The sequence below is a fragment of the Kitasatospora sp. NPDC057904 genome (genome assembly GCF_042887925.1).
Taxonomy (GTDB): domain Bacteria; phylum Actinomycetota; class Actinomycetes; order Streptomycetales; family Streptomycetaceae; genus Kitasatospora.
This window is the reverse complement of sequence record NZ_JBHVOL010000001.1, coordinates 1,083,588-1,108,454: the sequence shown is the minus strand read 5'-3', so window position 1 is coordinate 1,108,454 and position 24,867 is coordinate 1,083,588. Positions and strand designations below refer to the sequence as shown.

Annotated in this window: 22 protein-coding genes; 13 read left to right on the top strand and 9 right to left on the bottom strand. The window is 74.3% G+C overall.

Features of this window, described 5'->3' with window-relative positions:
- Positions 1-19 precede the first annotated feature (19 nt).
- Together ACFVSN_RS05090 and ACFVSN_RS05085 are read right to left on the bottom strand one after the other, a co-directional pair.
- Positions 20-655, bottom strand: coding sequence for a uridine kinase (locus ACFVSN_RS05090; RefSeq protein ID WP_387599451.1), 636 nt, complete (start codon positions 653-655; stop codon positions 20-22).
- Positions 656-664: 9 nt separating this feature from the next.
- Positions 665-1,987: a PQQ-binding-like beta-propeller repeat protein gene (locus ACFVSN_RS05085; RefSeq protein WP_387599480.1), complete on the bottom strand. Its 1,323-nt coding sequence runs from the start codon at positions 1,985-1,987 to the stop codon at positions 665-667.
- A gap of 112 nt (positions 1,988-2,099) precedes the next feature.
- Between ACFVSN_RS05085 and ACFVSN_RS05080 the strand changes: the two genes are divergently transcribed.
- Complete coding sequence (locus ACFVSN_RS05080) at positions 2,100-2,645, top strand: Uma2 family endonuclease (RefSeq protein WP_387599453.1); 546 nt, start codon at positions 2,100-2,102, stop codon at positions 2,643-2,645.
- A 22-nt stretch (positions 2,646-2,667) separates the two neighbouring features.
- On the opposite strand, the gene ACFVSN_RS05075 is transcribed toward ACFVSN_RS05080, so the two are convergent.
- Genes ACFVSN_RS05075 through ACFVSN_RS05060 form a run of 4 tightly spaced genes read right to left on the bottom strand, consistent with a single transcriptional unit; the run spans position 2,668 to position 7,023 of the window.
- Positions 2,668-4,365, bottom strand: a complete 1,698-nt coding sequence (locus tag ACFVSN_RS05075) for an ABC transporter ATP-binding protein (RefSeq protein ID WP_387599456.1) — start codon at positions 4,363-4,365, stop codon at positions 2,668-2,670.
- A gap of 39 nt (positions 4,366-4,404) precedes the next feature.
- Positions 4,405-4,665, bottom strand: coding sequence for a lasso peptide biosynthesis PqqD family chaperone (locus ACFVSN_RS05070; protein WP_380442487.1), 261 nt, complete (start codon positions 4,663-4,665; stop codon positions 4,405-4,407).
- Between the two features lie 31 nt (positions 4,666-4,696).
- Entirely contained in the window at positions 4,697-5,167 is a 471-nt protein-coding gene (locus ACFVSN_RS05065; RefSeq protein WP_387599459.1) for a lasso peptide biosynthesis B2 protein, read from the bottom strand.
- On the bottom strand, positions 5,164-7,023 hold the full coding sequence (locus ACFVSN_RS05060; protein WP_387599462.1) for an asparagine synthase-related protein: 1,860 nt from the start codon (positions 7,021-7,023) through the stop codon (positions 5,164-5,166). Before ACFVSN_RS05060 ends, ACFVSN_RS05065 begins: the two co-directional genes overlap by 4 nt.
- A gap of 411 nt (positions 7,024-7,434) precedes the next feature.
- Here ACFVSN_RS05060 and ACFVSN_RS05055 point away from each other — a divergent pair, with 411 nt between their 5' ends.
- The 4 genes from ACFVSN_RS05055 (at position 7,435) to ACFVSN_RS05040 (ending at position 10,952) form a co-directional block, all read left to right on the top strand.
- Complete coding sequence (locus ACFVSN_RS05055) at positions 7,435-7,572, top strand: hypothetical protein (protein WP_380507678.1); 138 nt, start codon at positions 7,435-7,437, stop codon at positions 7,570-7,572.
- A gap of 216 nt (positions 7,573-7,788) precedes the next feature.
- Positions 7,789-9,294 carry a long-chain fatty acid--CoA ligase gene (locus ACFVSN_RS05050; protein WP_387599465.1) on the top strand — a complete coding sequence of 502 codons (1,506 nt, stop codon included), beginning with the start codon at positions 7,789-7,791 and terminating at the stop codon, positions 9,292-9,294.
- 203 nt (positions 9,295-9,497) lie between these two features.
- A complete protein-coding gene (locus ACFVSN_RS05045) occupies positions 9,498-10,400 on the top strand; it encodes an endonuclease/exonuclease/phosphatase family protein (protein WP_380442476.1) in 903 nt (300 codons plus the stop codon).
- Between the two features lie 15 nt (positions 10,401-10,415).
- Positions 10,416-10,952, top strand: a complete 537-nt coding sequence (locus ACFVSN_RS05040) for a hypothetical protein (RefSeq protein ID WP_387599469.1) — start codon at positions 10,416-10,418, stop codon at positions 10,950-10,952.
- 25 nt (positions 10,953-10,977) lie between these two features.
- On the opposite strand, the gene ACFVSN_RS05035 is transcribed toward ACFVSN_RS05040, so the two are convergent.
- The gene (locus tag ACFVSN_RS05035; protein WP_387599472.1) at positions 10,978-11,616 is read right to left on the bottom strand and encodes a DUF4232 domain-containing protein; all 639 of its coding nucleotides are present in this window, start codon (positions 11,614-11,616) and stop codon (positions 10,978-10,980) included.
- A gap of 238 nt (positions 11,617-11,854) precedes the next feature.
- Between ACFVSN_RS05035 and ACFVSN_RS05030 the strand changes: the two genes are divergently transcribed.
- The 8 genes from ACFVSN_RS05030 (at position 11,855) to ACFVSN_RS04995 (ending at position 21,886) form a co-directional block, all read left to right on the top strand.
- The gene (locus ACFVSN_RS05030; protein ID WP_387953699.1) at positions 11,855-14,335 is read left to right on the top strand and encodes a SpoIIE family protein phosphatase; all 2,481 of its coding nucleotides are present in this window, start codon (positions 11,855-11,857) and stop codon (positions 14,333-14,335) included.
- 83 nt (positions 14,336-14,418) lie between these two features.
- Positions 14,419-16,086, top strand: a complete 1,668-nt coding sequence (locus ACFVSN_RS05025) for a sensor histidine kinase (RefSeq protein ID WP_387593632.1) — start codon at positions 14,419-14,421, stop codon at positions 16,084-16,086.
- Positions 16,087-16,168: 82 nt separating this feature from the next.
- Positions 16,169-16,837 carry a response regulator transcription factor gene (locus tag ACFVSN_RS05020; RefSeq protein WP_359971371.1) on the top strand — a complete coding sequence of 223 codons (669 nt, stop codon included), beginning with the start codon at positions 16,169-16,171 and terminating at the stop codon, positions 16,835-16,837.
- Positions 16,838-17,390: 553 nt separating this feature from the next.
- Entirely contained in the window at positions 17,391-18,215 is an 825-nt protein-coding gene (locus tag ACFVSN_RS05015; RefSeq protein WP_387593635.1) for a transglycosylase family protein, read from the top strand.
- 222 nt (positions 18,216-18,437) lie between these two features.
- Positions 18,438-19,118, top strand: coding sequence for a class I SAM-dependent methyltransferase (locus ACFVSN_RS05010; protein WP_380442458.1), 681 nt, complete (start codon positions 18,438-18,440; stop codon positions 19,116-19,118).
- 107 nt (positions 19,119-19,225) lie between these two features.
- Complete coding sequence (locus ACFVSN_RS05005; protein ID WP_380442456.1) at positions 19,226-19,975, top strand: SDR family NAD(P)-dependent oxidoreductase; 750 nt, start codon at positions 19,226-19,228, stop codon at positions 19,973-19,975.
- A 142-nt stretch (positions 19,976-20,117) separates the two neighbouring features.
- Positions 20,118-20,726: a TIGR03086 family metal-binding protein gene (locus ACFVSN_RS05000; RefSeq protein WP_380442717.1), complete on the top strand. Its 609-nt coding sequence runs from the start codon at positions 20,118-20,120 to the stop codon at positions 20,724-20,726.
- 95 nt (positions 20,727-20,821) lie between these two features.
- A complete protein-coding gene (locus tag ACFVSN_RS04995) occupies positions 20,822-21,886 on the top strand; it encodes a cobalamin-independent methionine synthase II family protein (protein ID WP_387593638.1) in 1,065 nt (354 codons plus the stop codon).
- A 57-nt stretch (positions 21,887-21,943) separates the two neighbouring features.
- On the opposite strand, the gene ACFVSN_RS04990 is transcribed toward ACFVSN_RS04995, so the two are convergent.
- Both ACFVSN_RS04990 and ACFVSN_RS04985 read right to left on the bottom strand, forming a co-directional pair.
- Positions 21,944-22,411: a (2Fe-2S)-binding protein gene (locus tag ACFVSN_RS04990; RefSeq protein ID WP_380442713.1), complete on the bottom strand. Its 468-nt coding sequence runs from the start codon at positions 22,409-22,411 to the stop codon at positions 21,944-21,946.
- Between the two features lie 40 nt (positions 22,412-22,451).
- The gene (locus ACFVSN_RS04985; RefSeq protein ID WP_387593640.1) at positions 22,452-24,800 is read right to left on the bottom strand and encodes a molybdopterin cofactor-binding domain-containing protein; all 2,349 of its coding nucleotides are present in this window, start codon (positions 24,798-24,800) and stop codon (positions 22,452-22,454) included.
- Between the last annotated feature and the right edge of the window lie 67 nt (positions 24,801-24,867).

Genomic DNA, 24,867 nt, shown 5'->3' with positions numbered 1-24,867 from the left:
CACCCCCCCCGGGGGGGGCTCAGTCGCGTTCGACCAGGGCCGGGTGGCGCGGGTCGTCGACGCGGACGACGACGTCGGCGGCCTCGGACGGCACGGTCTCGGCCTCGTAGCGGGCGAAGGCGGGCAGCGTCCACCGTTCGTCCTCGCGCGTGCGGCGGGCGAGCGCGGCCGGGGTGAGGGCGAGGTGGACGGTCAGCTCCAGCGGCAGCCAGCGGCCGAGCAGCAGCGCGCCGTCGAGCAACAGCACGCCGCCGGGCGGCAGTTGGCTGTACGGGGCACGGGTGGCGCGGTCCGTCACCGGATCCCACAGGGACGGCAGGACGCGGCCGGTGCCGCCCGGCTCCAGCGGGTCGAGCACCTCGCGCGCCAGCGCGCCGTCGTCGAGCCAGAGGTCGTGGAAGGCGTCCGCGTCCCGCTTGCCGTACTCCAGGCGGATCGACGCCGGGCGCAGGAAGCCGTCCGCCGCCACCCGCAGGGCGGGGCGGCCGCGCAGCCGCAGCGGCTCGACCAGGGTGTCGGCGAGGTCCCCGGGGCGGGCGGCGGGCGCGCCGTCGACGGCGACCCGCAGCCACCGCTGCCCGGCGCCGGGCAGCGCGGAGATCCGCTCGGCGAGGTGCTCGGCGAGCAGGTCGGGGGAGATCGGGCGGACCCGCACCGGGGCCTCCTAGACCGTGGCCAGCGGGAGGGCGTGCAGGACGTCGTCGTGGCCCGCGTACAGACAGTTGCCGTCGGCGGCGAGTGACCAGACGTCCTTGCCGGGGCCGGAGTCCCGGAAGGTCCAGAGCAGGCGGCCCGTCGCGGCGTCGACCGCGCACACGCCGCCGCCGGCCGGGCCGGGGACGTAGAGGACGTCGTTGACCAGCATCGGATGACTGCGGGCATCCAGCAGGAACGGCAGCCGGAGCGACCAGAGCGCGTCCGGGCCGGCCTCGGTGTGCGCGGTGACCACGCCGTTGTCGCGCGGGAGGAAGACCGCGGCGCCCGCGGTCAGCGGGGGCATCGCCCGCCAGTTCTCGCCCCGGGCGGGCGGCAGCGTCCAGAGTTCGGCGCCGGTGGCGAGGTCGAGGGCGCGCAGGCCGCCGGTGCCGTCGGGGACGTGGACGGCGCGCTGTCCGATCGCGCACCAGCGGAGGTTCTCGTTGCCCGGAGCCGTCCAGCGCTGCCGTCCGGTCGCGGCGTCCCGGACGACCAGCTCGGTGCGGCCCTCGCGGGTGCGGACGGAGGCGATGGTGCCGGTGGGGCCGGTAGGGCCGGCCGAGGGGGCGAGCAGCCGCTCGCCGAGGTCGGCGGGGGAGGACCACAGCAGCGTGCTGTCCGTGATGCGCACCGCGAACGCCTTCTGCGCCGGGACCTTGTCGTTCCGGGTGGGCAGGGCGTAGGCCGTCCCGTAGAGGGCCGTGCCGTCGCAGCCGGCGAGGACGACGTCGTCGGTGACGGCCTCCGGCAGGGCGACGGTGAGGTCGGCGGCGGGGTCGGCGAGGTGGCGGCCGTCGATGTGGCCCTGGGAGGTGGTGAACACGCGGTCGCCGCTGATCACCACGCGGGCGGCGGTCGCATCGTCGCCGAACTGCCGCTCCGGGGGCGCGAGGCGCAGCAGCCGGGTCGGCGAGCCGGTCGCCGGGTCGAGCAGCTGGAGGCCGGCGCTGGTGACGTACAGCGGCCGGTTCGGCCGGGTGGTGAGCCGCTCGGGCGTCATGGCCTCGGGCCCGCGGTACGTCCACACCGGCGTCGGCCCCGAGACGGCGACCGGGGCCGGCGGTGCCGGTCGCGGGGCCGGCCGCTCCTCCCGGGAGCGGCCGAACGCCCACGCGGCCCCGCCGGCGGCCAGCACCCCGGCCCCGACCAGCAGCCCGCGCCGGCTCATCCGCGGCCCGTCGCCGCCCCCGCCGACGACGTCCCCGAGCGCCCCGCCCGCGTCGCCGCCGTCCTCCCCGTCCCACTGCCACGCCGCCCCCGGAACCTCGCGCTCGGACGACGACGACCGCATCCTGGCCACCCATTCCCCCTGGGGCAGCCATCGCGCTGCCGATCACCGGGAGGATATCGAACAGCCCTCGAACCGTCCGGTTCCGAGGGGCCGGAAGCCTAGGCTGTGGCGCATGAGGGAAGCGGGCCCGCGGGTCACCAGCGAGCAGTACGACTCCTGGTGCGCGGCCAAGTGCGCGGGCATCGAGATCGTCGACGGCACGGTCCTCGTTCGCCCCGTCGCTTCCAAGCGGCACAACCGCCTGGCCCGGCTGCTGGCGAACGCGCTGGACGCGGCCGGGGGGAGCGAGTGGAACGCCGACACGGACTTCGACGTCCGCCTCCAGGACGTGCCGCTCAACAACCGCCGCCCGGACGTCGTGGTCTACCGCGCGGAGACGATCGACGAGTCGCCGACCAGACCGGCGGACGTGCTGCTGCTCGCCGAGGTCGTGTCGCCGGGCTCGGAGACCACCGACCGGGTGGTCAAGCTGGACCAGTACGCCACGGCCGGCATCCCGTTCTACTGGCGGATCGAGCAGGCCGTGGGCGTCGTCCCGATCGTCCACACGTACGTCCTCGACCCGGCGAGCCGGTGCTACCGGGCGGGTGAGGTCTTCACCGGCCTGGTCAAGGCGACGGCGCCGTACCCGGTGGAGATCGACCTGTCCTCGCTGTGACCTGCGCTGTGATCCGCGGGGGTCAGAGGCCGCAGAGGCGTTGGAAGCCGGGGTGGGTGCGGAGGAGATCGGGGTAGGGGCCGGTGGCGGTGGTGGTGCCGTTGGAGAGCATGACGACGGTGTCGGCCGACTCGATCGTGGACATGCGGTGGGCGATGACGAGGAGGGCGCACTCCTTGCGGAGGTCGTGCAGGTTGACGGTCAGGGCGGCCTCGTTGGCGGGGTCGAGGTGGGCGGTGGGCTCGTCCAGGAGGAGGAGGGCGGGGCGGGCCAGGACGGCTCGGGCGATGGCGATGCGCTGGCGTTCGCCGCTGGAGAGACGGGCGCCGTGTTCGCCGGCTTCGGTGTCGAGTCCGGCGGGCAGGGCGCGCACCTTGGCGGCGAGGTTGACGAGGTGGAGGACCTCCCACAGCCTGTCGTCGGTGGCGTCCGGGGCGGCGTAGCAGAGGTTGTCGCGCAGGGTGCCGTGCAGGACCGGGCAGTCCTGTTCGACCCAGCCGATCCGTGAGCGCCACTCGTGGAGGCCGAGTTCGTCCGCCGGGTGGCCGTCGAGGCGGATGCCGCCGCTCCACGGGTCGTAGAAGCGGTTGATCAGCGCGAAGGTGGTGGACTTGCCGGCTCCGGACGGGCCGACCAGGGCGACGAGCGCGTTCCGGGGGACGGTGAGGGAGAGCCCCTGGAGGACGGGTGCGTCGGGGTCGTAGCCGAAGCGCAGGTCGCTGATCTCCAACGATGGCGCGGTGGTCGGCTGTTGGGAGACGGAGTGCGAGCCGGTGGCGTCCTCGGTGGGGAGCTCGTAGACCTCCTGGACGCGTTCGGCGGAGCCCCTGGCGCGGTGCACCGAGGCCACGCCCTCCATCAGTTCCGTGACGGGCCCGGTGAGCTGGGTCGCGTACAGCAGCATGGCCACGAGGGCGCCGAGCGAGAGGGCCCCTTGGTCGACGCGGGCCGCACCGAGCAGCAGGACCAGGACGAAGGCGGCGTTGATGGCCAGTTGGGCGGTGGGGGCGATGACGGCCGTGAGCCGGGCGCCGCGCACCGCCGCGTGGTAGGCCTCGTGCGCGAGGGTGCCGAGGCGGTCGATCTCCCGTCGTTCGGCGCGGTTGGCCCGGACGGTCCGCAGGGCGGACAGGGCCCGCTCCAGCCCGGCCGAGATCGCGCCGACGGCGGTCTGCACCTGCGTCGAGGAGCGGCCGATCTCCGCCGACAGCCGGTTGATCACCAGGCCGCACGCGAGCAGCACGCCGAGGATGAGCAGCATCAGCACCGGGTCCAGCACGAACATCGCCGCGACGCTGCCCAGCGCGACGCACAGGTTGGTGGCGATCTGCACGGAGACGTGCGTCAGCGCCTCGCGCAGGACGACCACGTCGGTCGAGGCGCGCGCCATGAGGTCGCCGACGCGCAGGCGGTCGAAGGCCGCCATGCGGACCCGCAGCAGGTGCGAGACCAGTCCGGTCCGCATGCCGAGGACGAACCGCTCGCCGGTGCGTTCCAGGAGGAAGGTCGCGACGGCGCCGATGAGTGCCTGGGCGAGCAGCAGCACGACGAGGACGGTGACGGGCAGCAGGAGCGGCCGGTGCGCGGTGAGCGCGTCGACCACGCCCTTGGCCGCCAGGGGCTGCCCGACGCCCACGGCGGCGGCGGTCAGGGTGAGGAGCAGGGCGGCGCCGAGGGCGCGGCGCTGGCCCCGGGTCAGGGTCCACAGCTGGCGAAGCATCGTGTGTGCGGCTCCATTCGAGGTGGCGGCCCGAGGGGGTCAGGCGGCCTCCACCAGCCCGGAGGAGCGGAGCCGTTCGGTCATCGCGGTGAGGTCCTGCCGCGCCTCGGCCGGTGCGATGCCGAAGTGGGCCACGAACTCGTCGGCGACCTGGTCCACGGTGTGGCCGTTCAGCAGGCGTTGCAGGGCGTACGCGCCGGTCTGGTTGAGCTGCCAGTAGTGCCCGGTGCGCTCGTTCAGCAGCACGGCGCCGTCGTGCGTGTCGGTGGACACGGTGTGGGTGGTCAGGCGGAGCGTCATGGGTCCCTCCGGACGGGGGTGCGCGGGGTGGTCACGCAGTGCGTGCGGGCTGCGAGGGCGGCGAAGGCTGGGAGGGCCGCGACCGCTGTTTGGGGGCGACGGTGACCAGCGGCCGGAAGTAGCCGTCGGGGTAGGGCTCGTCGATGACCCGGCCCTCCGCCTCGACCCAGGCGTGGGCGGCGAACGGCGTGGTGCGCACGCCGGCCTGCCAGGTGGGCCAGGCGCCGCCGAACCGGCAGAGCACGGCCGTGGCGATCGACCGTTGCAGGCAGTTGTGGACGGCGCAGCGCAGGCTGACGGCGACGACCGCGGCGCGGGCCGCGGACGCCTGGGCGGCGGTGCCGGGACGGGCGCCGGTGCTCAGCGCCGTGAGGACCGGGCGCAGGTACCGGGGCTGCAGTCCGGCCAGCGGGCGGGCGACGGCGACGGCGGCGAGCGGGAGCAGCCGCCGGTGCAGGGGCAGCCGGGTGCGGGGCTGGAGTGCGCAGGGCGGACTGGTCACGGGGTTTCCTCACGTTCGGTGGCACGGAGGCCGGCGAGGGCCGGCTTGACGGCGGGGCGGGACTCGATCTCCCGCAGCCACAGTTCGGCGCCGATCGTCGCCTCCAGTTGGGCGGACCAGACGTCGGCGGTGCGCGGCGGCGTGACGAGCGTGGTGCGCAGCCGGTCGACGTCGACCAGGCCGCGGCGCGCCAGGTGCGAGTCCGCGAACAGGTCGAGCAGGTCGGGGACGTGGTCCTGCAGGGCGCGGTCGACGGGCTCCTCGCAGTCGCCCTTGGTCGTCCGGTCGAGGATCAGGTCGGGCACGAGCCCCTGCATCGCGGTGGCCAGCACCGGCTTGAACCGCCAGGGGCTGTAGCGCTCGTGGGGGACGATCGACAGCACGGCCTCGACCACCCGGTCGTCCAGGTAGGGCAGTTCCAGTGCGAGCCCTTCGGCGGCGTATTCGCGGTGGATCAGCCGGAGCACGGGACCGGCGCTGCGCAGGGCGGTGAGGGCTTCGTGCTGGCCCCGGTCCTGCGCGAGCGGGGAGGCCTGGTCCGCCACGCGGCGGAAGACGGCCTGGGTGGCCCGCACCGCGTCGCCGGTCGCCCACGGGGTGGCCGGGATCCGCTCGCCCCAGCCGAGGGACGGGGTCCGGGGGAGCGGCGAGGTGCGGGCGAGGTCGTCGGCGCTCTGCCGCCACCACCCGCCGAGGTCTCCGCCGCGCACCAGCCCGGCGAGGCTGGGCAGCAACGGCCAGCGGTTCAGGGCCTGGTGGGCGCGCAGCTGCCGCCAGGCCGTCACCGGGTGCCGGCGGGCGAGCGTGTGCAGGTAGGCGGCGCCTCCGGTGAACAGCTCGTCCGCGCCGTGGCCGGCCAGGTGCCGGGTGGCGCCGTGGTCGACCAGGTGCCGGATGCCGTAGCGGATCGCGTTCATCCCCCGGCTGGTGGCCCGCGGGGCCTCCGTGTCGGTCGCCCAGTAGGGAGGGGAGAACACCGGCGGGGCGTCGGTGTCCGGGACGGTCAGGTGCTCGGCGCGGGTGAGCAGCTCTGCGGCCCGGCCGGCGTACAGGGGGTCGTCGTTGATCGCGCTGCCGCCGGTCCAGCAGAAGGTGAGGAGTTCGGGCGCGTGCTCGGCGGCGAGGAAGCACAGGGAGGTGGAGTCCATGCCGCCCGACAGGTCGGCGGAGAGCCTGCCCCGGCCGGGCAGCCGCAGGGCCACGGCTTCGCGCAGCTTGTCGCGCACCACGGTGGCGCCCCGGGCGAGCGGGAGGTCCGGCTCCGGCGGCTGCCACCAGCGCACCGGCTGGGCCGGGCCCTCGCCGGGGATGACGAGGCAGCAGTCCGGGGCCACCTGCTCCACGCCGCGCCACCAACTGCGCTCGCTCAGCGGGGAGAAGAGCATGCCGTACGTCACGGTCGTCGCGAGCAGGTCCTCGTCCGGTTCCGCGCCGGTGAGTTCGGCCAGCACGTCGGCCCGGTCGCAGGCGACCGGCACGCCGTCGAGGCCGGCGGTGAACACGCTGCGGGTCCCGGTGACGGTGCCCTGGAACCGCACGCGCCCGTGGACGGAGGCCACCACGTGGGTGTTGCCGGGCAGGGCGCGGGCCAGCGCGTCGAGGTCCGGCAGGTCGCGTACGGACGGGAGCAGCGCCTGGAGCCGGTCCGGTGCGACCGGGCTCGGCCCGAACACGGCCACGCTGACGGGGCCCGCGGTCGCCACCACCAGGTCCTCCGGGGCCCAGGAGCCGGCGAGCCACGGCCGGCCGGAGGCGTGGGCCACCAGTCGAGGTGCTTCGCCGCCGATCTGACGGTACGCCCGGGCACCGCCCGGGGAATCCGGAAAGACCACGAGGTGGTCGTTGAGCGACTGCACCTGCCTCACCCCCAGGTATCGCGGCGGAAACACGCCCCGCCGGTGCTTCGCCTGAGAACGGTGCACCAGTCGGAATTGCCGCACAACCGGGCCGAGTCGACCTCCCCTTCGTTTGCGCCATTTCCATGACAACGATCCTGGGGTAGTTCCGGCGTGATGATGTGAAGAAAAGGGGAGTATCACGCTTCACTCGGGCCCCTCCGGTCATATCGACTGCCTGTCATGCACAGGACTCAAGCCGAGTGGATCGGCCGGGATTTTGTTTACAGTTCACCTTTTCGAACCCGGGATCGATTCGTGGTCGACTCGCAATGGCCGGAGACGGATCATCCGTGTGGACACCATGGCGCGGCGGCGGCCCAATGGAGCGAGGCCGTTCCAGGCCTCGTTCTCGACGCATTGGAGAGCACCGTGACCAAGAACCAGCAGCTGCCCCGGCGTTACACCCCGCCCATGGCCGCCAAGGTCGGCGACTTCGGCAAGGACACGGACGGCACCATCTACACCAAGAAGGACGCGACGACGCTCGGCTTCAAGAAGCCGCGTTGATGCCGCTCCTGACCGACTGACCGACTGATCGGCACTCGGCCGGCCCCGTCGGCCACCGGCGCCCGGACCGCTCGCGCGGTCCGGGCGTCCGTCGTTCCCGTGGGTGACGGGGCCGGGACGATCTGTTGACAACGGGTGGCGGGGCGGCCACGGTAGCTCGAAGCGCGCCTCGGACAGCGGCGCGGCCGCCTGCCGAGGGCTTCGAAGGAGCCGCACGTGAGCCGTCCCGGGGTCAACCTCGCCGCGATCCTCGCCGATTCGGCCGCCCGCTTCCCCCGCCGCCCGGCCGTGCGGCTCGACGACGCCGTCCTCGACTACGGCGGACTCGCGGACGCCGCGGCCCGGACGGCCGCCCTCCTGCGCCGTGCCGGCGTGCGGCCCGGGGACCGGGTCGGCCTGCTGGTGCCCAACGTCCCGGTCTTCGCCGTGCTGTACTTCGGGATCCTGTGGGCCGGCGCGGTCGTCGTGCCGCTCAACCCGCTGCTGCGGGCGCGCGAGGTCGAGTACCACCTCGCCGACGCGGATGCGGCCCTGCTGCTGGCCTGGCGGGACGGCGCCGACGAGGCGCTGACCGGCGCGCGGGCGGCCGGGGTGACGGCCCTGACGGTCGGCGCGGACGGGCTCCCCGGCGGCGGTCGACTCGAAGACCCCGAGCTGGAGTTGGTCGAGCGCGAGCCGTCCGACACCGCCGTGATCCTCTACACCTCCGGGACAACCGGCCGGCCCAAGGGCGCCGAGCTCACGCACCACGGCATCGCCCGCAATGTCGAGGTCACCCGCGGAACCATCCTCCAACTGACCGAGCGCGACGTGGTCTTCGGCGGTCTGCCGCTGTTCCACGCCTTCGGCCAGATGGTCGGACTGGACTGCGCCGTCGCCGCCGGCGCCTGCACGACCCTGCTGCCGCGCTTCGACGCCGCAAGGGCACTGGAGATCATCGAGCGGGACGGCGTCACCGCGTTCCTCGGCGTGCCCACCATGTACAGCGCACTGCTCGCCGCCTCCGGCGCGGCCGCCGACGACCGCACGCGTGCCGAGTCGCTGCGGGTCTGCATCTCGGGCGGCGCGGCCCTGCCGGTCGAGGTCCTGCGCGCGTTCGAGGAGACCTTCGCCTGCACCGTCCTGGAGGGCTACGGGCTGTCCGAGACCTCCCCCGTCGCCTGCTTCAACCACCCCGACCGGCCCCGCAGGCCCGGCACCGTCGGCACACCGATCGAGGGCGTCGAGCTGCGGATCGTCGACGAGCACGGCCGTGAGCTGCCCGACGGGCAGCCGGGGGAGGTCGCCATCCGCGGGCACAACCTGATGAAGGGGTACTGGCGGAACCCCGAGGCCACCGCCGCCGCGATCCCGGACGGCTGGCTGCGCACCGGCGACGTGGGCGTCAGGGACCCCGACGGCCACTTCCGGATCGTGGACCGCATGAAGGACCTGATCATCCGCGCCGGCTTCAACGTCTACCCGCGGGAGGTCGAGGAGGTCCTCTACGAGCACCCGGCCGTCGCGGAGGCGGCCGTGATCGGCGTCCCGCACCCGGTCCTCGGCGAGGAGGTCGCCGCCGTGGTAGCCCTCAAGCCGGGGTCCGCCGCCGAACCGGACGAACTGCGCGCCTTCGTCAAGGAGCGCGTCGCGCCCTACAAGTACCCGCGCGAGGTGCGGATCGTCGAGGCCCTGCCGAAGGGGCCGACCGGCAAGATCCTCAAGCGGGAGATCGAGCGGTAGCGGCCTCCTCCGCCGGGGCGGCGACCGAACGCCTTCCGCTCGGCGGCCGTCGGTCACGCAGGTGACTGCGGCTCACCGTCCGGCCCGCTCCGAGGCCGCGGCCCGGTGTCACACCTGTGGCCCTCCCCGGGTGTCCGCTCCCGCCGTCCGTTCTACGGTCGTCCCCGTGGGAGCGCCGGCTCCCGGAGAGGGCCGCGGAGTCGATGGCGTTCCCCCTTGCCCGTCGCTGGGCCCTCGTCGTGAGCGTGTGCGTGACGGTCGCCGCAGGGCCGGCCGGGGCGGCCTTCGCGCAGGCGCGCACCGAACCGCTTCCCGCCGCCTCGTCGTCCCGGTCCGTCGTCCGCTCCACCAGGGCGCTGCCGCCCTTCACGGTGGAGACCTGGAACATGCAGGGCTCGACGGCCGGCGGGGAGTGCAAGTGGACCCAGGACGTCGCGCCGCTGGCTCAGAACTCCGACGTCGTCGCCCTCCAGGAGGCCGGCCGGCCCCCGGCCGCCGGGACCACGCCGGAGCGCACGTGGAACCGGAACGGGTACACCGTGCGGGAGTTCCGCTGGCGCGTCGGCAGTAGCAGCCGGGGCCGCGACTACTTCATCTACTGGACGGAGACCGACCCCAACGGCGGTCGCGTCAACATGGCGCTGGTCGTGCCGGAGGCGCGCCGCGCCCGGGACGTCCTCGTCGCCCAGGACCCCGCGAACGCCTCCGTCCGGCCCGCGCTCGGCATCCTGCCCCAGGGCATCGACGCCTGGGTGTTCACCGTGCACGCCTCGGCCCAGCCGCAGACGGGCGGCGGCGGACGCGGCGGCTGGGACGGCCCGCGCATCGTGCAGGCCGTCGAGTGCGCCGTCGCGGGGGCCGGGCCGTACCCGTGGGTCGCCGCCGGGGACTGGAACCGGATCCCGAACGGCTGGGCCACCGCCGGTTCCCGGACGAGCGAGGTCGCGCCGAGCGAGGTCACCCGTCCCCAGAGCAACGCGGTGATCGACTACGCGGTGGTCGCCGCCGCCCTCCTGACCCGGCTGGTCCTCCGCGCGGTCTTCACCGACGCGCGGCGCAGCGCCGGCCAGTCGGACCACCTCCCGGTCCGCTTCCAGTTCGGCTGAACCCGAGGAGTGCCCGTGCCCACTTCACGTTCCGTCCTCGCGGCGGGCGCCCTGGCCCTGGGGCTGGCGCTGACGCCCGCCGGCTCCGCCACCGCGGCGGACGGCTGCGGCACCGAGGTCTGGCGGATGACGATCAACGGCATCGACGTCCGCAACGGCGGCGACTCCGGCGGCGGCGAGCTCTACGGGGACGTGGTCTTCGACGACCAGTACTTGTGGAGCCGGTCCCGTTCGGACGCGGTCTGGGTGCCCAACGGTCCCCTCGACATCGCGTCGGCGAACCGGTGGAAGATGTGGGACGAGAAGCTGTTCCCGACGAACGGTGCCACCGGCAAGGTGTTCGTCGTCACGGCGGACCTGTGGGACTACGACTACGTCTCCGGCGACGACCGGGTGGCCGTGGGCACCCGGACCGTCGATCCCCTCCAGGAGGGCGAAGGCCGGCACCAGCTCGACTACTGCTACGGCAGCAGCTGTTCGGAGGGGCAGACGGTCATCACGTACACCCTTGAGCTGGTGGGCGGGTGCACCTCCGGTCAGTGCGTCGGGTAGGTGTGCCCGGTCCGTCCGCCTCGCATCAGGAGGCGAAGACCACGCCCTGGTTGGAGGGTTGGAGCGTGCCGACCGTGAAACCGGCGGCGGAGACGGTCAGTTGGGTGACCGGCTTGCCGTCGGCGCCGATGACGTTCGCGGTGAGCTGGGTGGTCTCGTCCGGAGGGGTGACGGTGATGCCGGCCAGGACCTTGCACTTCGGGTCGGCCTTGTCGCAGGACGCCCATTTGAGGCCGGAGAAGGCCGTGGCGCCCGGCTTGAGGTCGGCCTCGACCGGCGCCCCGGGGTGGGCGACGCGCGAACTGCCGGTCACGATCGGGCTGTTGTCCGCGCCGAGGCCGCCGTAGCCGAGGTAGCCGTTCACCGTGCAGGTGCGGGAGCCCTTGTTGGTGAGCAGCACCATCGCGGACCCGGGGAAGTCCGGCTGCAGTTGGACGTCGGCCTTGAGGTCGGCGGTGTGGCAGCGGGTGGAGGCCTTGCCGGGGGACGCGGGAGCGGGGGCGCTCTTGGACGGCGCCGGGGTGGTGGCACCTCCCGTCGCCGCGGCCGTTGCCGCCGCTGTCGGCGCCGCGGCCGTCGACGCCGCGTCGTCGTTGCACGCCGCCGCCCCGAGCCCCAGCGCCAGCACCGTCGCCGCGACCGCCACTCCCTTGCCAACCCGCATGGTCCACCCCTACGTTCCGCGGACGCCACCCGGTCGTGCGCCCGATCAGCCCAGAGGACGCCCCGATCCGGAGAACCGGTTCGTATATATGTGTCCCGGAGGCGTAACAGAGAGACCCGGGACGGCAACGGCTCCCGCAGATCGGTGGCCACCGGCAGTGACGGGCAGGGCGCGCGGGGCCGGTGGGCCGGGTGGGGCTCGCCTTGACAGCGTTCGGGGCCCGGCGTAGCAAAAGAGCATGCGCCAGGGTGAGCCCGGCGGTCCGAACGGGCCGCACCGTCCCCGCGAGCCCGATGCCGCCGCCGGGGCGGCGCACGAACGGGACGCCCTGCTGGCGGACGCCGTCCGGGCGGTGCTCGGCGGGACGGGGGCGTACGGGGCGATGGTGCACCTGCGCTCGCGGGACCGGCGGTCGCTGGTGCTGTGCACGATCGCCGGGGTGCCGCTGTCGATCATGAGCCCGTTCCGGCGGGTCGCGGCGGCCGGGCCGCTGCCGGTGGCGGTCAGCTTCCGCACCGGGCGGACGATCACCCTCGCCGACAGCGAGGACACCATGCGGCGCTTCCCGCAGCTCGCGGTCGGCATGCCGTACGACTTCGCCTCCGCGTGCGTGCCGGTGACGGCGGGCGAGGACCGGTTCGGCGTGCTCAGCGTGCTGTGGGCGGCCTCCGACGACGGGGTGCCGCCGGGCGCGCCGCACCGGCTGCGGTCGGTCGCCGAGCGCCTGGCGGCCGGGCTCGCCGGGCTGGAGGCGGCCGGGCGGGCCGTCGAGCCGAACGGGGACAGCCCGGTGGTGGAGCTGCCCGCGCCGTCCGTGCCGACCACCCGGGTGGGCCTGTTCGACTGGAACACCGTCACCGGCGCGCTCGCCGCCGACGAGCAGTTCCGGGAGATCTTCGGCTTCGCGCCCGGCGAGTTCGACGGCCGCGTCACCTCGCTCACCGCCCGGATCGCCCCCGGCGACCTGCCCGAGTTCCGGGCCGCCGCCAAGCTCGCCCTCGAACACGGCGAGGTCCTGGCCGCCCGGGTGCGCGTGCTCGGCCGCGACGGCCGCCCGTACCCCGTGGAGCTGTGGGCGCGCGTGCCGAAGGCCATCGACGAGTACGGCACCCACCTCGTCGGCGCCGTCCTGGACACCCGCACCCTCAGCGCCGCCGCGGCGGCCGTCGAGCGGCTGCGCGAGGGCGTCTTCTCGCTCGACCCCGACGGCCGCATCACCTACGCCAACCGCGGCGTCGAACCACTGCTCGGCGCGGTGCGCGAGGAACTGATCGGCCGCCTCCCCTGGGAGGCCATGCCCTGGCTCGCCGACCCCTTCTACGAGAACCGCTACCGGGCCGCGATGCTCTCCCAGCAGCCCACCGCATTCCTCGCCACCCGCCCGCCGGGCGGCTGGCTGGCCTTCTCCCTCTACCCGGACGCGCACGGCGTCACCGGCCGGGTCGTCGCCGCCGAGGCCCCGCCCGGCACGGCCGGCGCGCCCCCGGCACCACCGCGCGGCGTCCGCCCCGGCCTCGGCGACACCTACCACCTGCTCCAGCTCGCCAGCGCCCTCACCGAGGCGGCCAGCGTCGCCGACGTCTGCCGGGCCGTCTCCGAGCAGATCCTCCCGGCCTTCGGCGGCCAGGAGCTCGCCATCTACGCCGTCCGCGACAAGCGCCTCCACCTCGTCTCCCAGGCCGGCTACCCCGACGGGTTCCTCGACCGCTTCGAGGGCACCCCCATCAGCGCCCGCGTCCCCGGCGCCGAGACGCTCAGCACCGGCACCCCGATCTTCTTCGAGGACGTCCACGAGCTCTCCGCCGCCTACCCCGGCATCGCCCTCGACGAGATGGGCGCCTGGGCCTTCCTGCCGCTCATCGCCTCCGGCCACCCCGTCGGCAGCTGCATCCTCGGCTTCGACCGGCCCCGCCCCTTCACCACCGAGGAACGCGGCCTGCTCACCGCCCTCGGCGGCTTCATCGCCCAGGCCCTGGAACGCGCCCGCCTCTACGACGCCGAGTTCGCCCTCGCCCGCGGCCTCCAGCAGGCCCTGCTGCCGCACCGGCTGCCCGACGTCCCCGGCGTGCGCACCGCCGCCCGCTACCTGCCCGGCACCCAGGGCATGGAGATCGGCGGCGACTGGTACGACGCGATCGTCACCGGCGGCGACCTCACCCTCGTCATCGGCGACGTCGAGGGCCACAGCGTCGCCGCCGCCGCCACCATGGGCCAGCTGCGCAGCGCCGTCCGCGCCTTCGCCAGTGGCGGCGACATGCCCGACCGCGTCCTCGCCCGCACCAACCGGCTGCTCCTCGACCTCGATCCCGGGCTGCTCGCCAGCTGCTGCCTGGTGCGGCTCACCCCGGCCGACGGCACCGTCCGGATCGCCCGCGCCGGGCACCTGCCGCCGCTGCTGCGCCGGCCCGGCGGGTCGGCGGAGGTGCTGGACCTGGCGGGCGGGCCGCTGCTGGGGGTGGAGGACGTCGCGGAGTACCCGGTCAGCGAGCTGCGCCTGGCGGCCGGGTCGGTGGTCGCCCTGTACACGGACGGGCTGGTGGAGGATCCGGCGGTGCCGATCGACCAGGGGCTTGAGCGGCTGCGGACCGTGCTCGGACGCCCCGGAGGGGAGGGGCTGGAGGGGCTCGCGGACCGGGTGCTGCGGGAGGTCGGCTCCACGCACCGGGTGGACGACGTCGCGCTGCTGCTCACCGAGTTCCGCGGGGTCGCCGAACGGTGAGGCGCGGGCGGCGACTTTCGTCGGGAGGCGGCGCTACGAAGGGTGACGGCGGCGGGCCCCTCGGTCCGGTTAGCCTCGGACGGGTGAACGCGATTGCACGGGCCTGCACGAAGGCGGTACGGACGGCGCTGCCCGGTCCCTGGGGTCCCTGGGCGGTGGTGCGCGAGGTGCTGTCCGTCCTGCTGCTGGGCGGGTTCGCCGTCCTGCTGGAGGTCGTCGGCAGCACCGGCTTCGCGGTGCCGGTCGGGATCGGGACCGTTCTGCTGTTCCTGTTGCGGCGGGCCTTCCCGGCGAGCGTCCTGCTGGTGACGGCGGCCGTGGCCGGCTGGGCCCCCGGACCGCTCCCGCTGCTCGTCGTGGCGGGCTGGGCGGCCGGCGCTCGGGTGCGCCGGGTCGGCGTGCTGGTCGCGACCTTCGTCGCGAGCTGGGTGCTGTTCACCGTGACCGGCGTGCTGAAGGACGCCGGCTCGATGTCGCCGAAGGCGATCATCGCGATCTCGCTGGGCGGCTTCCTGATCACGGCGGTGCTGCCCGCCCTGTGGGGGCGCTACCGGGCGCAGCGCCGCGCGCTCCTGGACGCGCTGCGGGAGCGCAACGACCAGCTGGTGCGCGAGCGCGTCATGGTGGTGCACCAGGCGCGGCTGCGCGAGCGGCACCGGATCGCCCAGGACATGCACGACAGCCTCGGCCACCAGCTCGCGCTGATCTCGGTGCACTCCGGCGCGCTGGAGGTGGACCGCACGCTCACCGACCGGCAGCGCGAGGCGGTCGGCGTGCTGCGGCAGGCGGCGGTGGCCGCGATGCGGGAGCTGCGCGAGGTGGTGGGCGTGCTGCACGACGAGTCGACGGCGGTGCCGCCGGCGCCGACGTCGGCGGGTGCGTCCGGCGGCCGGGGCGGGGTGGACGGGATCGAGGGTCTCGTCGAGTCCTCGCGCGCCGCCGGGGCGGAGGTGTCCTTCCGCAAGGAGGGGGAGCGGCGTGCGCTGCCCGCCGCCGTCGACCACGCGGCGTACCGGATCGTGCAGGAGGCGCTCACCAACGCGCACAAACACGCCCCCGGTGCGCCGATCGCGGTCGCGCTCCGGTACGAGCCGGACGCGCTCGTGGTCGAGGTCACCAATCCGCGTGCGCCGGAGCTCGTGGGCGCGCGTGCCGGGGTCGGGCAGGCGGTCAGCGGCGGGCAGGGCCTGACCGGCCTGCGGGAGCGCGCCCGGCTGGTCGGCGGCATGGTGCACGCGGGGGCGACGCCCGACCAGGGCTTCCGGCTGGCGGGGATGCTCCCGTACGAAGGGGCCGCGGACGGCGGGGGCGACGGCGGCGAGGCCGGCCCCGGGATCGAGGACTGGGTGCTGGAGGGCCTGCCCGCCGTCGAGGACGGCGGCCGGCGGCGCAGTCCGGCGCTGGGGTGCGCGGTGGGGGTGGTGGGCGTCGGGCTCACCGTGCTGGGACTGCTCGTGTGGGGCCTGTGGGCCTTCGTCCAGGCCAGCGACAGCGCGACCGTGAAGAAGGACGCCTATGACGGGGTCCGGGTCGGGCAGTCGGAGTCGGACGTGCTCGGCCGGCTGCCGCGCGGGGCCTCCTGGCTGACCGACGGCTTCGACAAGGGCGGGCCGCCGGTGCCGGAGGGCGCGCACTGCGTGTACTTCCAGGCCGAGGACTCGAAGGAGAAGTTCGGCGAGGACAACGCGGTGCGCTTCTGCTTCAAGGACGGCGTCCTGGTGGACAAGGAGCACTACCGGGTCAAGGAGTGACCGGGCCGGTCGAGGTCCGGCCGCGTCCGGATGTGAGGATGGTGGCGTCGCCCATCCAGCACCGTTCGAGGAGATGTCCAGCGTGATCCGAGTCCTCGTCGCCGACGACGAGCCGCTCATCCGGGCCGGGATCAGGATGATCCTCGCCTCCGCCGACGACATCGAGGTGGTCGCGGAGGCCGCCGACGGACGGCGCGCGCTGGAGCTCGCGCGGGCGCACCGGGTGGACGTCGTGCTGCTGGACATCCAGATGCCGGTGATGGACGGGCTGACGGCACTCGGGGAGCTCTCGAAGGCCGCACCCGGCGCGCGGGCCTTGATCCTCACCACCTTCGGCGAGCGCGAGAACGTCCTGCGCGCCGTGACCGAGGGGGGCGCGGGCTTCCTCCTCAAGGACACGGCACCGGCCGAGCTGATCCAGGCGGTGCGCGCGGCGGCCAGCGGCAACGCCTTCCTGTCACCCGCCGCGACCAGGCACATCGTCGATTCGCTGGCCTCCGGGCGCAGCGGCTCGGCGGCCGCCCGCAGCGCGGAGGCGCGGCGCCGGCTGGAGGTGCTCACCGGCCGTGAGCTGGAGGTTCTCGCGCTGCTCGGCGAGGGGCTGTCCAATGCGGACGCCGGCGCGCGGATCCACATGAGCGAGGCGACGGTGAAGACCTACGTGAGTCGGATCCTGGCCAAGTTGGGCTGCGAGAACCGGGTCCAGGCGGCGCTGCTGGCACGGGACGCGGAGCTGGACGGGCGCGGCTGAGCGTGTTCCCGTGACGACGGAGCGTGGCGGGTGTGACGCAGGTCACTCAACTGACGCGCGGAGGCGGGAACTTCGGTTATTTCGATGACGGTCCGTCAGTGATCCGTGACGGTCCGTCGATAGTGCGCGTGGTCTGATGAATGGACAGGTGTGACCGAGCGCACGGGAATTGAACATCTGATCTTGAAAATCCGATCAAATGCGGTCCAACTGGACGTCGCTTCTTGATCGATACCGCCGGTAACAGTCAACTGACCTGCGTACCCGAAGAATTGCTTGCCGTGCCGACCAAACCGCCCCTAGCTTCATTGGCGGCGCAACGAGCGCTACCCGGGTTCACCCCGACGCACGGCCCGCCGACTGACCCCCGGCGCGAGGGCCGTACCGCCGACGCGACCGGCCGTACCCAGGCCGTCGGCGAGCGGAGGTGCCGGGACGGCACGGCACGTCCGACACGTGCCCCGCCGTCCATCGAGTGAGGCGAACGGATTCGACCGGCCCCGTCCAGGGCCTGGTTCCGTCTGCCTGCCCGGGGCTTGTCGAGAGGATCTCCATGAATCCCCGTCACGAGACCGCCACTGCCACCGACTCCACGACCTCCACCCCCGCCTCCGCCAAGCGCAACCGCCTGCGGATCGGGATCGTCGCGGGTGCCGCCGTCGCGGCCCTGCCGGTTGCCGGCCTCGTCACGGCCACCTCGGCCTCCGCCGCGCCCACCTCGGCCTGGGACGCCGTCGCCCAGTGCGAGAGCGGCGGCAACTGGAGCATCAGCACCGGAAACGGGTTCTACGGCGGGCTGCAGTTCGCCTCCGGCACCTGGGCCGCGTACGGCGGGACCGCGTACGCCTCCCAGGCCAACCACGCGACCAAGGCGCAGCAGATCGCGGTCGCCGAGAAGGTCCTCGCCTCCCAGGGCCCGGGCGCGTGGCCCGTGTGCTCGCACAAGGCGGGCCTGAGCAAGGGCGGAGCCCCGGCGGAGGTCGCGGATTCCGTGAACGACGCCCCGGCCAAGCCCGCACAGCCGGCGGCCAAGCCGGCCGCGAAGCCGTCGAAGCCGGCGGCGAAGCAGGGCGCCAGGCAGGGCGCCAAGCAGGACACCGGGCAGGACGCCGGGCAGGAAATCAACCAGGCGGCCAAGCCCGCGACCAGGTCGACGCCGCGGACGCAGCCGCAGCAGGCACCGGCCCAGCCGGCCAAGCCCGCTCCGTCGACCCCGAAGAGCAGCGCGAACGGCGGCTACACCGTGCAGAGCGGTGACACGCTGAGCGAGATCGCGGTCAGGTTCGGCACCGACACCGACACGCTGTACGGCAAGAACCTCCGCACCATCGGCGACGACCCGGACCTGATCTTCCCGGGGCAGGACCTGACCGTCTGACGCATCGTCGCCACCGTTCGACCGCACACCGAGCGGCCATCCCGAGACCCGGGGATGGCCGCTCCGCGCGTTGTGGGGGCGGGGCCGGGGTCCCGGCTCCTCGGCAGGGCCGCGCGGCGCCCCAGGGGGCCCTGTGCGGCCCTTCGGCGTGTCGGGCCCGTGCCGGCGGTCCGCGGGCGGGGCATCGTGCCTGGTCGGACCGCGTGTCGATAGGGTCGCCCGATGGTGCGACTGATACCCGACGGCGAGCTCGTGGGCTCGTCCGTGGTGGCCAACAACACGATGAACCGCGAGCGCGGCCTCAGCGGGGTGAACAGCTATGCGCGGGAGCTGGGGTTCGACCCGGCCGAGTGGCTGCTCGGGCGCGGCGGGGCCGCGCCGGCCTGGCTGGATCTGTGCAGCGGCGAGGGGCGCGCGATGGTCGAGGCGGCGCGTCGGCTTCCGGCGGGGGCGGTTCTGACGGGCGTGGATCTCGTCGGTCCGCTCGCGCCGCCACCTGATGCCGATTCACTACCGGGACTGCGGTTGGTCAGGGCGGCGCTCGCGGACTGGACCCCACGCCGGTCGTACGACCTGATCACGTGTGTCCACGGCCTGCACTATCTGGGCGACCGGCTGGGCGTCATCGCCAGGGCCGCCGCGTGGCTCGCGCCGGACGGGCGGTTCGCCGCGCACTTCGACCCGGAGTCGGTGCGGTGGGCGGATGGGGCGAGCGCCGGCCGGGCGGTGGTCGCGGCGTTGCGCGAGGCCGGGTTCGAGTACCGGGCGCGGCGGCACCTGCTGGTACTGGAGGGCGGGCGGAGCGTTCACCTGCCGTTCGCGTACGCCGGGGCGGACGCGGATGCCGGGCCGAACTACACGGGGCAGCCGGCGGTGGCGTCGCACTACCGCGCACACTGTTGAACCTTCAACGCAACGTCCGAATACCGCCGGAGGTTTGCGCCGCCGCCGTCGAGGATCGAGTCGTGCCCGACAACGGGCTTTCAGTACTCGCGACTTGGGAGACGACGATGAACGGTGCGATGGGGCTCGACGGCAAGGTGGCCCTGGTGACCGGCGGGAGCCGGGGGATCGGGGAGGCGATCGCGCTGCGGCTGGCCGAGGACGGCGCGGATGTCGTCCTCACCTACCAGGGGAGCGCCGAGCGGGCCGAGGCCGTCGCGGCGAAGATCACCGCGGCTGGGCGGCGCGGCTGGGCGGTCCGGGCGGACTGCGCCGACCCGCAGGAGGTCCGGGCCGTGGTGGCCGCGGCCGTCGAGCGGTTCGGGCGGCTCGACGTCCTGGTGAACAACGCCGGCGTCGGGGCCATGGGGCCGATCGGCGACATGACGGCGGCGGACGTCGACCGCGTGCTGGAGGTGAACGTCCGGGCGCCGTACCTGTTCGCCCAGGCGGCCGCGCCGCTGCTGTCCGAGGGCGGGCGGATCGTCACGATCGGCAGCTGCATCGCCAAGCGGGTCGCCTTCGGCGGCGCCGTGCTGTACGCGACCAGCAAGGCCGCGACGATCGGGCTGACCAAGGCGCTGGCCCGCGAGCTGGGGCCGCGCGGGATCACGGTGAACGTGGTCCACCCCGGGCCGATCGACACCGACATGAACCCGGCGGACGGCGAGTCGGCCGCGTTCCAGGCCGGGCTGACCTCGCTCGGGCGCTACGGCACGGGGGCGGACGTCGCGGCGGCCGTCGCGTACCTGGTGGGCGAGGACGGCCGGTACGTCACGGGCGCCGAGCTCGCGGTGGACGGCGGCTTCGCGGCCTGACGGACGCGCCGGGCTCCCCGGCCCCGGCTCCGGCCCCGGCTCCGGCCCCGGCGTGGCGCCGGAGCCGGGGGCCGGGCGATGGTTCGTGGTCGCGGTTAGCATCACGGGGACCGATCACCTGCCGTCCCAGGAGGGCCGTGCCATGACCGCGACCGACGACCCGATCGACCTGCTCGCCCGGGCGCTCGCCCAGACCGCCGGCCTGATCGACGGCACCGGCGTCGAGCTGGCCGGCCACCCGACGCCCTGCCGCTCGTGGGACGTCGGCACGCTGATCAGTCATCTCCTGTTCGACCTGCGGCAGTTCACCGTCCAGGCGCGCGGCGGCCGGCCGGACTGGTCGCAGTCCTTCGAGCGGGTGGAGGCGGACTGGCTGCACGCCTTCGAGGCCGGCGCCGAGGAGCTGGTCGACGCCTGGCGGGAGGCCGGGGAGCTCACCGGCACGCTGGAGGTGCCCGGGGTGGGGTCGTTCCCGGCCCGCTTCCCGGTGGACCAGGAGGTCGCGGAACTGGCCGTCCATGCCTGGGATTTGGCCAAATCCACCGGGCAGTCCACGGACGGGCTGGACCACGAGGTGGCACTCGCCGCGCTCGCGTGGGCGCGCGGAGCGCTCAAGCCGGGGTACCGGGGCGCGGACGAGGCCTCCTTCGCGTTCGGCCCCGAGGTCGCCGTGCCGGAGGACGCGCCGCCGTACGACCGGCTGGCGGGGTTCTTCGGGCGCGACCCCAAGGCGGTCGTCCCGGGGGCGTGAACCGGCGGGGCGGGGGCGTGCGGAGCGCGCGCAGGCAACGGAGTGCGCCGCGCGCCCCGTTGCACGTGCGCGGCCCGCCTTTCTAACGTCCGGTCATGACCATTTCCACGGAGCCCATCGGCAGCATCCCGCGCTCGTCCGCGCTGCTCGCCGCCATCGCCGAGCACGCCGAAGGGCGGCTCTCCGACGCCGACTTGAAGAAGCTGCAGGACGAGGCCACCGCCGAGACCCTCGCCCGGCTGGAGGAACTCGGCTGCCCCGTCCTGGTGGACGGCGAGCAGGCCAAGCCGAGCTTCGCGACGTACCCCCTGACGGGTCTGAAAACCCTCGACGGGGGCGGCGCCGTCATCCCGTTCGCCGACGGGCACACCCGGCAGCTGCCGAGCCTGACCGCCGGGCCGTTCCGGTACCAGGTGCGCGCCGACACCTACCTGCGGGACGCGCTGCGCCACACGTCGAAGCCCGTCAAGCAGGCCGTCATCGCGCCGTCCGCGCTCAGCCTCCTCTATCCGGCCGGCGGCATCGACGGGTATGCGCGGGAGGTGTTCCTGGAGGACCTGGTCGACGAGGCCGAGGCGGACATCCGGGGCTGCCTGGACGCGGGCGCCCACACCGTCCAACTCGACTTCACCGAGGGGAGGTTGTCGCTCAAGCTGGACCCGTCCGGCGGCCTCCTGGACGACTTCGTGGCCCTCAACAACCGGGTGCTCGAACGCTTCTCCGCGGAGGAGCGGGCGCGCATCGGTGTGCACACCTGCCCGGGTGGGGACCTCGACTCCACCCACAGCCTGGACGTCGACTACGCCGGGCTGCTGCCGAAGCTCTTCCAGCTGAAGGCCGGCAAGTTCTACGTGCAGCTGGCGAGCGAGGCCGACCCTGACCGCGTCCTGGCCGTCATCGCGGACCACCTCCCCTCGGACGCCAAGGTGTTCATCGGGGTGACCGACCCGATCGACCCCCGGGTGGAGACCGCGGAGGAGGTGCGCGACCGCGTGCTGGCGGCGGCCCGGCACATCCCGGTCGACCGGCTGGGCACCACCGACGACTGCGGGTTCTCGCCGTTCGCCGACGACACCTCCACCTCGCGCGAGACCGCGTTCGCCAAGATCGCGGCGCGGGTGCAGGGCACGGCGCTGGCGGCGAAGGAGCTCGGCGTGTGAGCCGGGTGTGAATCGGCCCCGGCGGGATTCGGCCTCCGCCGGGGCCGTCCGCTCCGCCTACGACGCCGGCCGGGTGGCGGCCGCGGCCTGCTTGATCGCCTCGCGGATGCGGGGGTAGGTGCCGCAGCGGCAGATGTTCTGGATCTGGTCGATGTCGGCGTCCGTCGGGGCGGGGGTGCGGCGCAGCAGGGCGGCGGCGGTCATGATCTGGCCGGGCTGGCAGAAGCCGCACTGGGCGACGTCGCAGGCGAGCCAGGCCTCCTGGACGGGGTGCAGGGTGTCGCCGTCGGCGAGGCCCTCGATCGTGGTGACGGCGCGGCCCGCGCAGTCCTTGACCGCCATCGTGCAGGGCTGGAACTCCCGGCCGTCCAGGTGGCTGGTGCAGGCGCGGCAGACGCCCACGCCGCAGCCGTACTTGGGGCCGGTGACGCCGAGCTTGTCGCGCAGCACCCAGAGCAGCGGCATGTCGTCCGGCGCGTCGACGGTGACCGGCTGTCCGTTGAGGACGAAGGTGTGGCTGGGCATGGGGAGGCGGGGTCCTTCGGCGGGAACGTGGGTGGGAGGGTCAGAAGTTGATCGGGAACGAGCGCGGGCTCGTGCCGGTCGCTCGGGCGTAGGCGTTGGCCACCGCGGCGGAGGCGGCGGGGACGCCCAACTCGCCCGCGCCGCCGGGCGGTCCGCTCGGCGGCATGAGGTGGATCTCGACGGCGGGCGGGGAGTGCCGCTGCCGCGCGTAGTGGAAGTCGCCGTAACTTCCCTCGCGGAAGGCGCCGTTGTCGAGGTGGTTGCCGGCCTGGAGGATCACCGAGATGCCGTCCATCAGCGCGCCGGTCAACTGGGCTTCCAGGCCGCGGGGGTTGACCACCTGGCCGACGTCGGCGGCGATCACGGCCTTGGTGACGCGCGGGTTCTTCGGGTCGGTGGCGTCGATTTCGACGAGGTAGGCGGCGCGCCCGCCGTTCTCGTCGTGGTAGCCGACGCCCTGGGCCTGGCCGGGCGGCATCGGGCGGCCCCAGTTCCCGGCCGTGGCCGCGGCGTCCAGGACGGCCCGGCCGGCGGCGTCGCGCAGCCGGGCGCGGCGGAAGGCGACCTCGTCCTGGCCCATCCGGCGGGCGAGTTCGTCCATCATGATCTCGTCGGCGACCCGGACGGTGCCGGAGTAGACCGAGCGCCAGCTGCCGGTGTGCACGTCCAGGGGTACTTCGGTGAGCAGCTGGGTCGGGAGTCCGACGTTGTAGGGGTTCTTTTCGGCGAGGAGGAAGAAGGCCTGGTTGAGGCTGATCCCGGCGAGCGAGAGGTTGAACCCGGCGGCGGTCAGGGCCTCGCCGAGGCCGTGCCGCATGTCGGTCTTGACGGTGGCGGCGCGGTGTTCGTAGCTGAGCACCTGGCCGAGGGCGTGGGTGGCCCGGACGCGGTGGTGGCTCGCGGGGCGCATGCGGCCGTGGCGCATGTCGTCGTTGCGCGTCCACATGAGCTTGACCGGGCGGCCGGCCGCCCTGGAGATCTGCGCGGCCTCCAGCGCGGCGTCGAAGAACAGCCGCCGCCCGAACGAGCCGCCGCCGCGCACCACGTGGACCGTCACGGCGTCCTGGGGGAGGCCGAGTTCGGCGGCGATGGTCTGCTGGGCGACGATCGGGGTCTGCGCGGCGAACCAGAGTTCGGCCCGGCCCGGCCGCACGTCCGCGATCGCCGTCAGGACCTCCATCGGGGCGTGGTTGACGAAGGCGAAGTCGAACTCGCCGTCCACGTGGGCGGTGAGCAGCGGCGGGACGAGGAACGGCGCGTGGGCGGCGCGGAGCCGGTCGCGGACGTCGGCGTCGGACAGGCCGGCGGCCGGGCCCGGGTGCCAGGTGGTGACGAGCGCGTCGCGGGCCTTCAGCGCCTGGTCGAAGGTCTCGGCGAGGACGGCGACGCCGCTCGGGATCCGTACGACGCCGAGCACGCCGGGCATGGCGCGGGCGGCGGTGGCGTCCAGGGAGTCGAGCGTGCCGTTGACGGTGGTCGGGCGGGCGACGACGGTCGGCACGGCGCCCGGGACGGCCAGGTCCCCGGTGTACTTGGCGCGGCCGGTGACGATGTCGCGGGCGTCGATGCGGCCGGTGGGCCTGCCGACGAGGCGCAGCCGGTCCGCCGTCTTGGGGGCCGAGGACACGGCCGGGACGGTGATCGCCGCGGCGTCGGCGGCGAGTTCGCCGTAGCCGGCGCGGCGGCCGTCCGGGGCGAGGACGGCGGAGTCGGCGGTGCGCAGGGTGCCGGCGGGGAGGTTCCAGCGGCGCGCGGCGGCGGTCACCAGGCGGGCGCGCGCGGCGGCAGCGGCGGCGCGCACCGGGTCGTACAGCGAGCGTACCGAGTTGGAGGCGCCGGTGAGCTGGTTGAACAGCAGCTCGGGGCGGCCGTCGGAGAGCGGCACGTCGACGTCGGCGAGGCGGGCGTCGAGTTCGTCGGCGACGAGCATCGCGACGGCGGTGGTGAGGCCCTGGCCGACTTCCAGGCGGGGCAGGTGCAGGACGGCGCGCCCGGCGGCGGTGAGCTCCAGGACGAGCAGGTGGGAGGTCGGCAGGCCGGCCAGGATGAGGGCGTCGCCGAGGTCCAGGACGTCCGGGATGCCCGGCAGGCCGATCAACTGCGGCGGTGCGGAGCTGGTTTGAGCATTCGCGGCGGCGTTGACGGCGGCGCGCGCGGTGGCCGGGGCGGCGGCGTCCAGGCCGAGCCGGGCGGCGACGGTGAGGGTGGGCGCGGCGAGGAGGTAGGTGAGGAAGCGGCGGCGACCGGGTTCGGCGTCGGGTGCGTCGGCCGCGTCGGGCGCGCCGGAGGCGCCGCCCGAGGGGGCGGTGGAGGTGGTGATGGGAGGAGCCCTTCGAGCCGGTGACGGCGCCGGTACGGTCGGTGCCGGGTCGCGAACGCCGTTGAGCATAGGAGGGCGTTACTGACGGGTCAACACCGGCAAATTTGTTCCGGCGGGCGGGTCGCTTGCGGGCGAA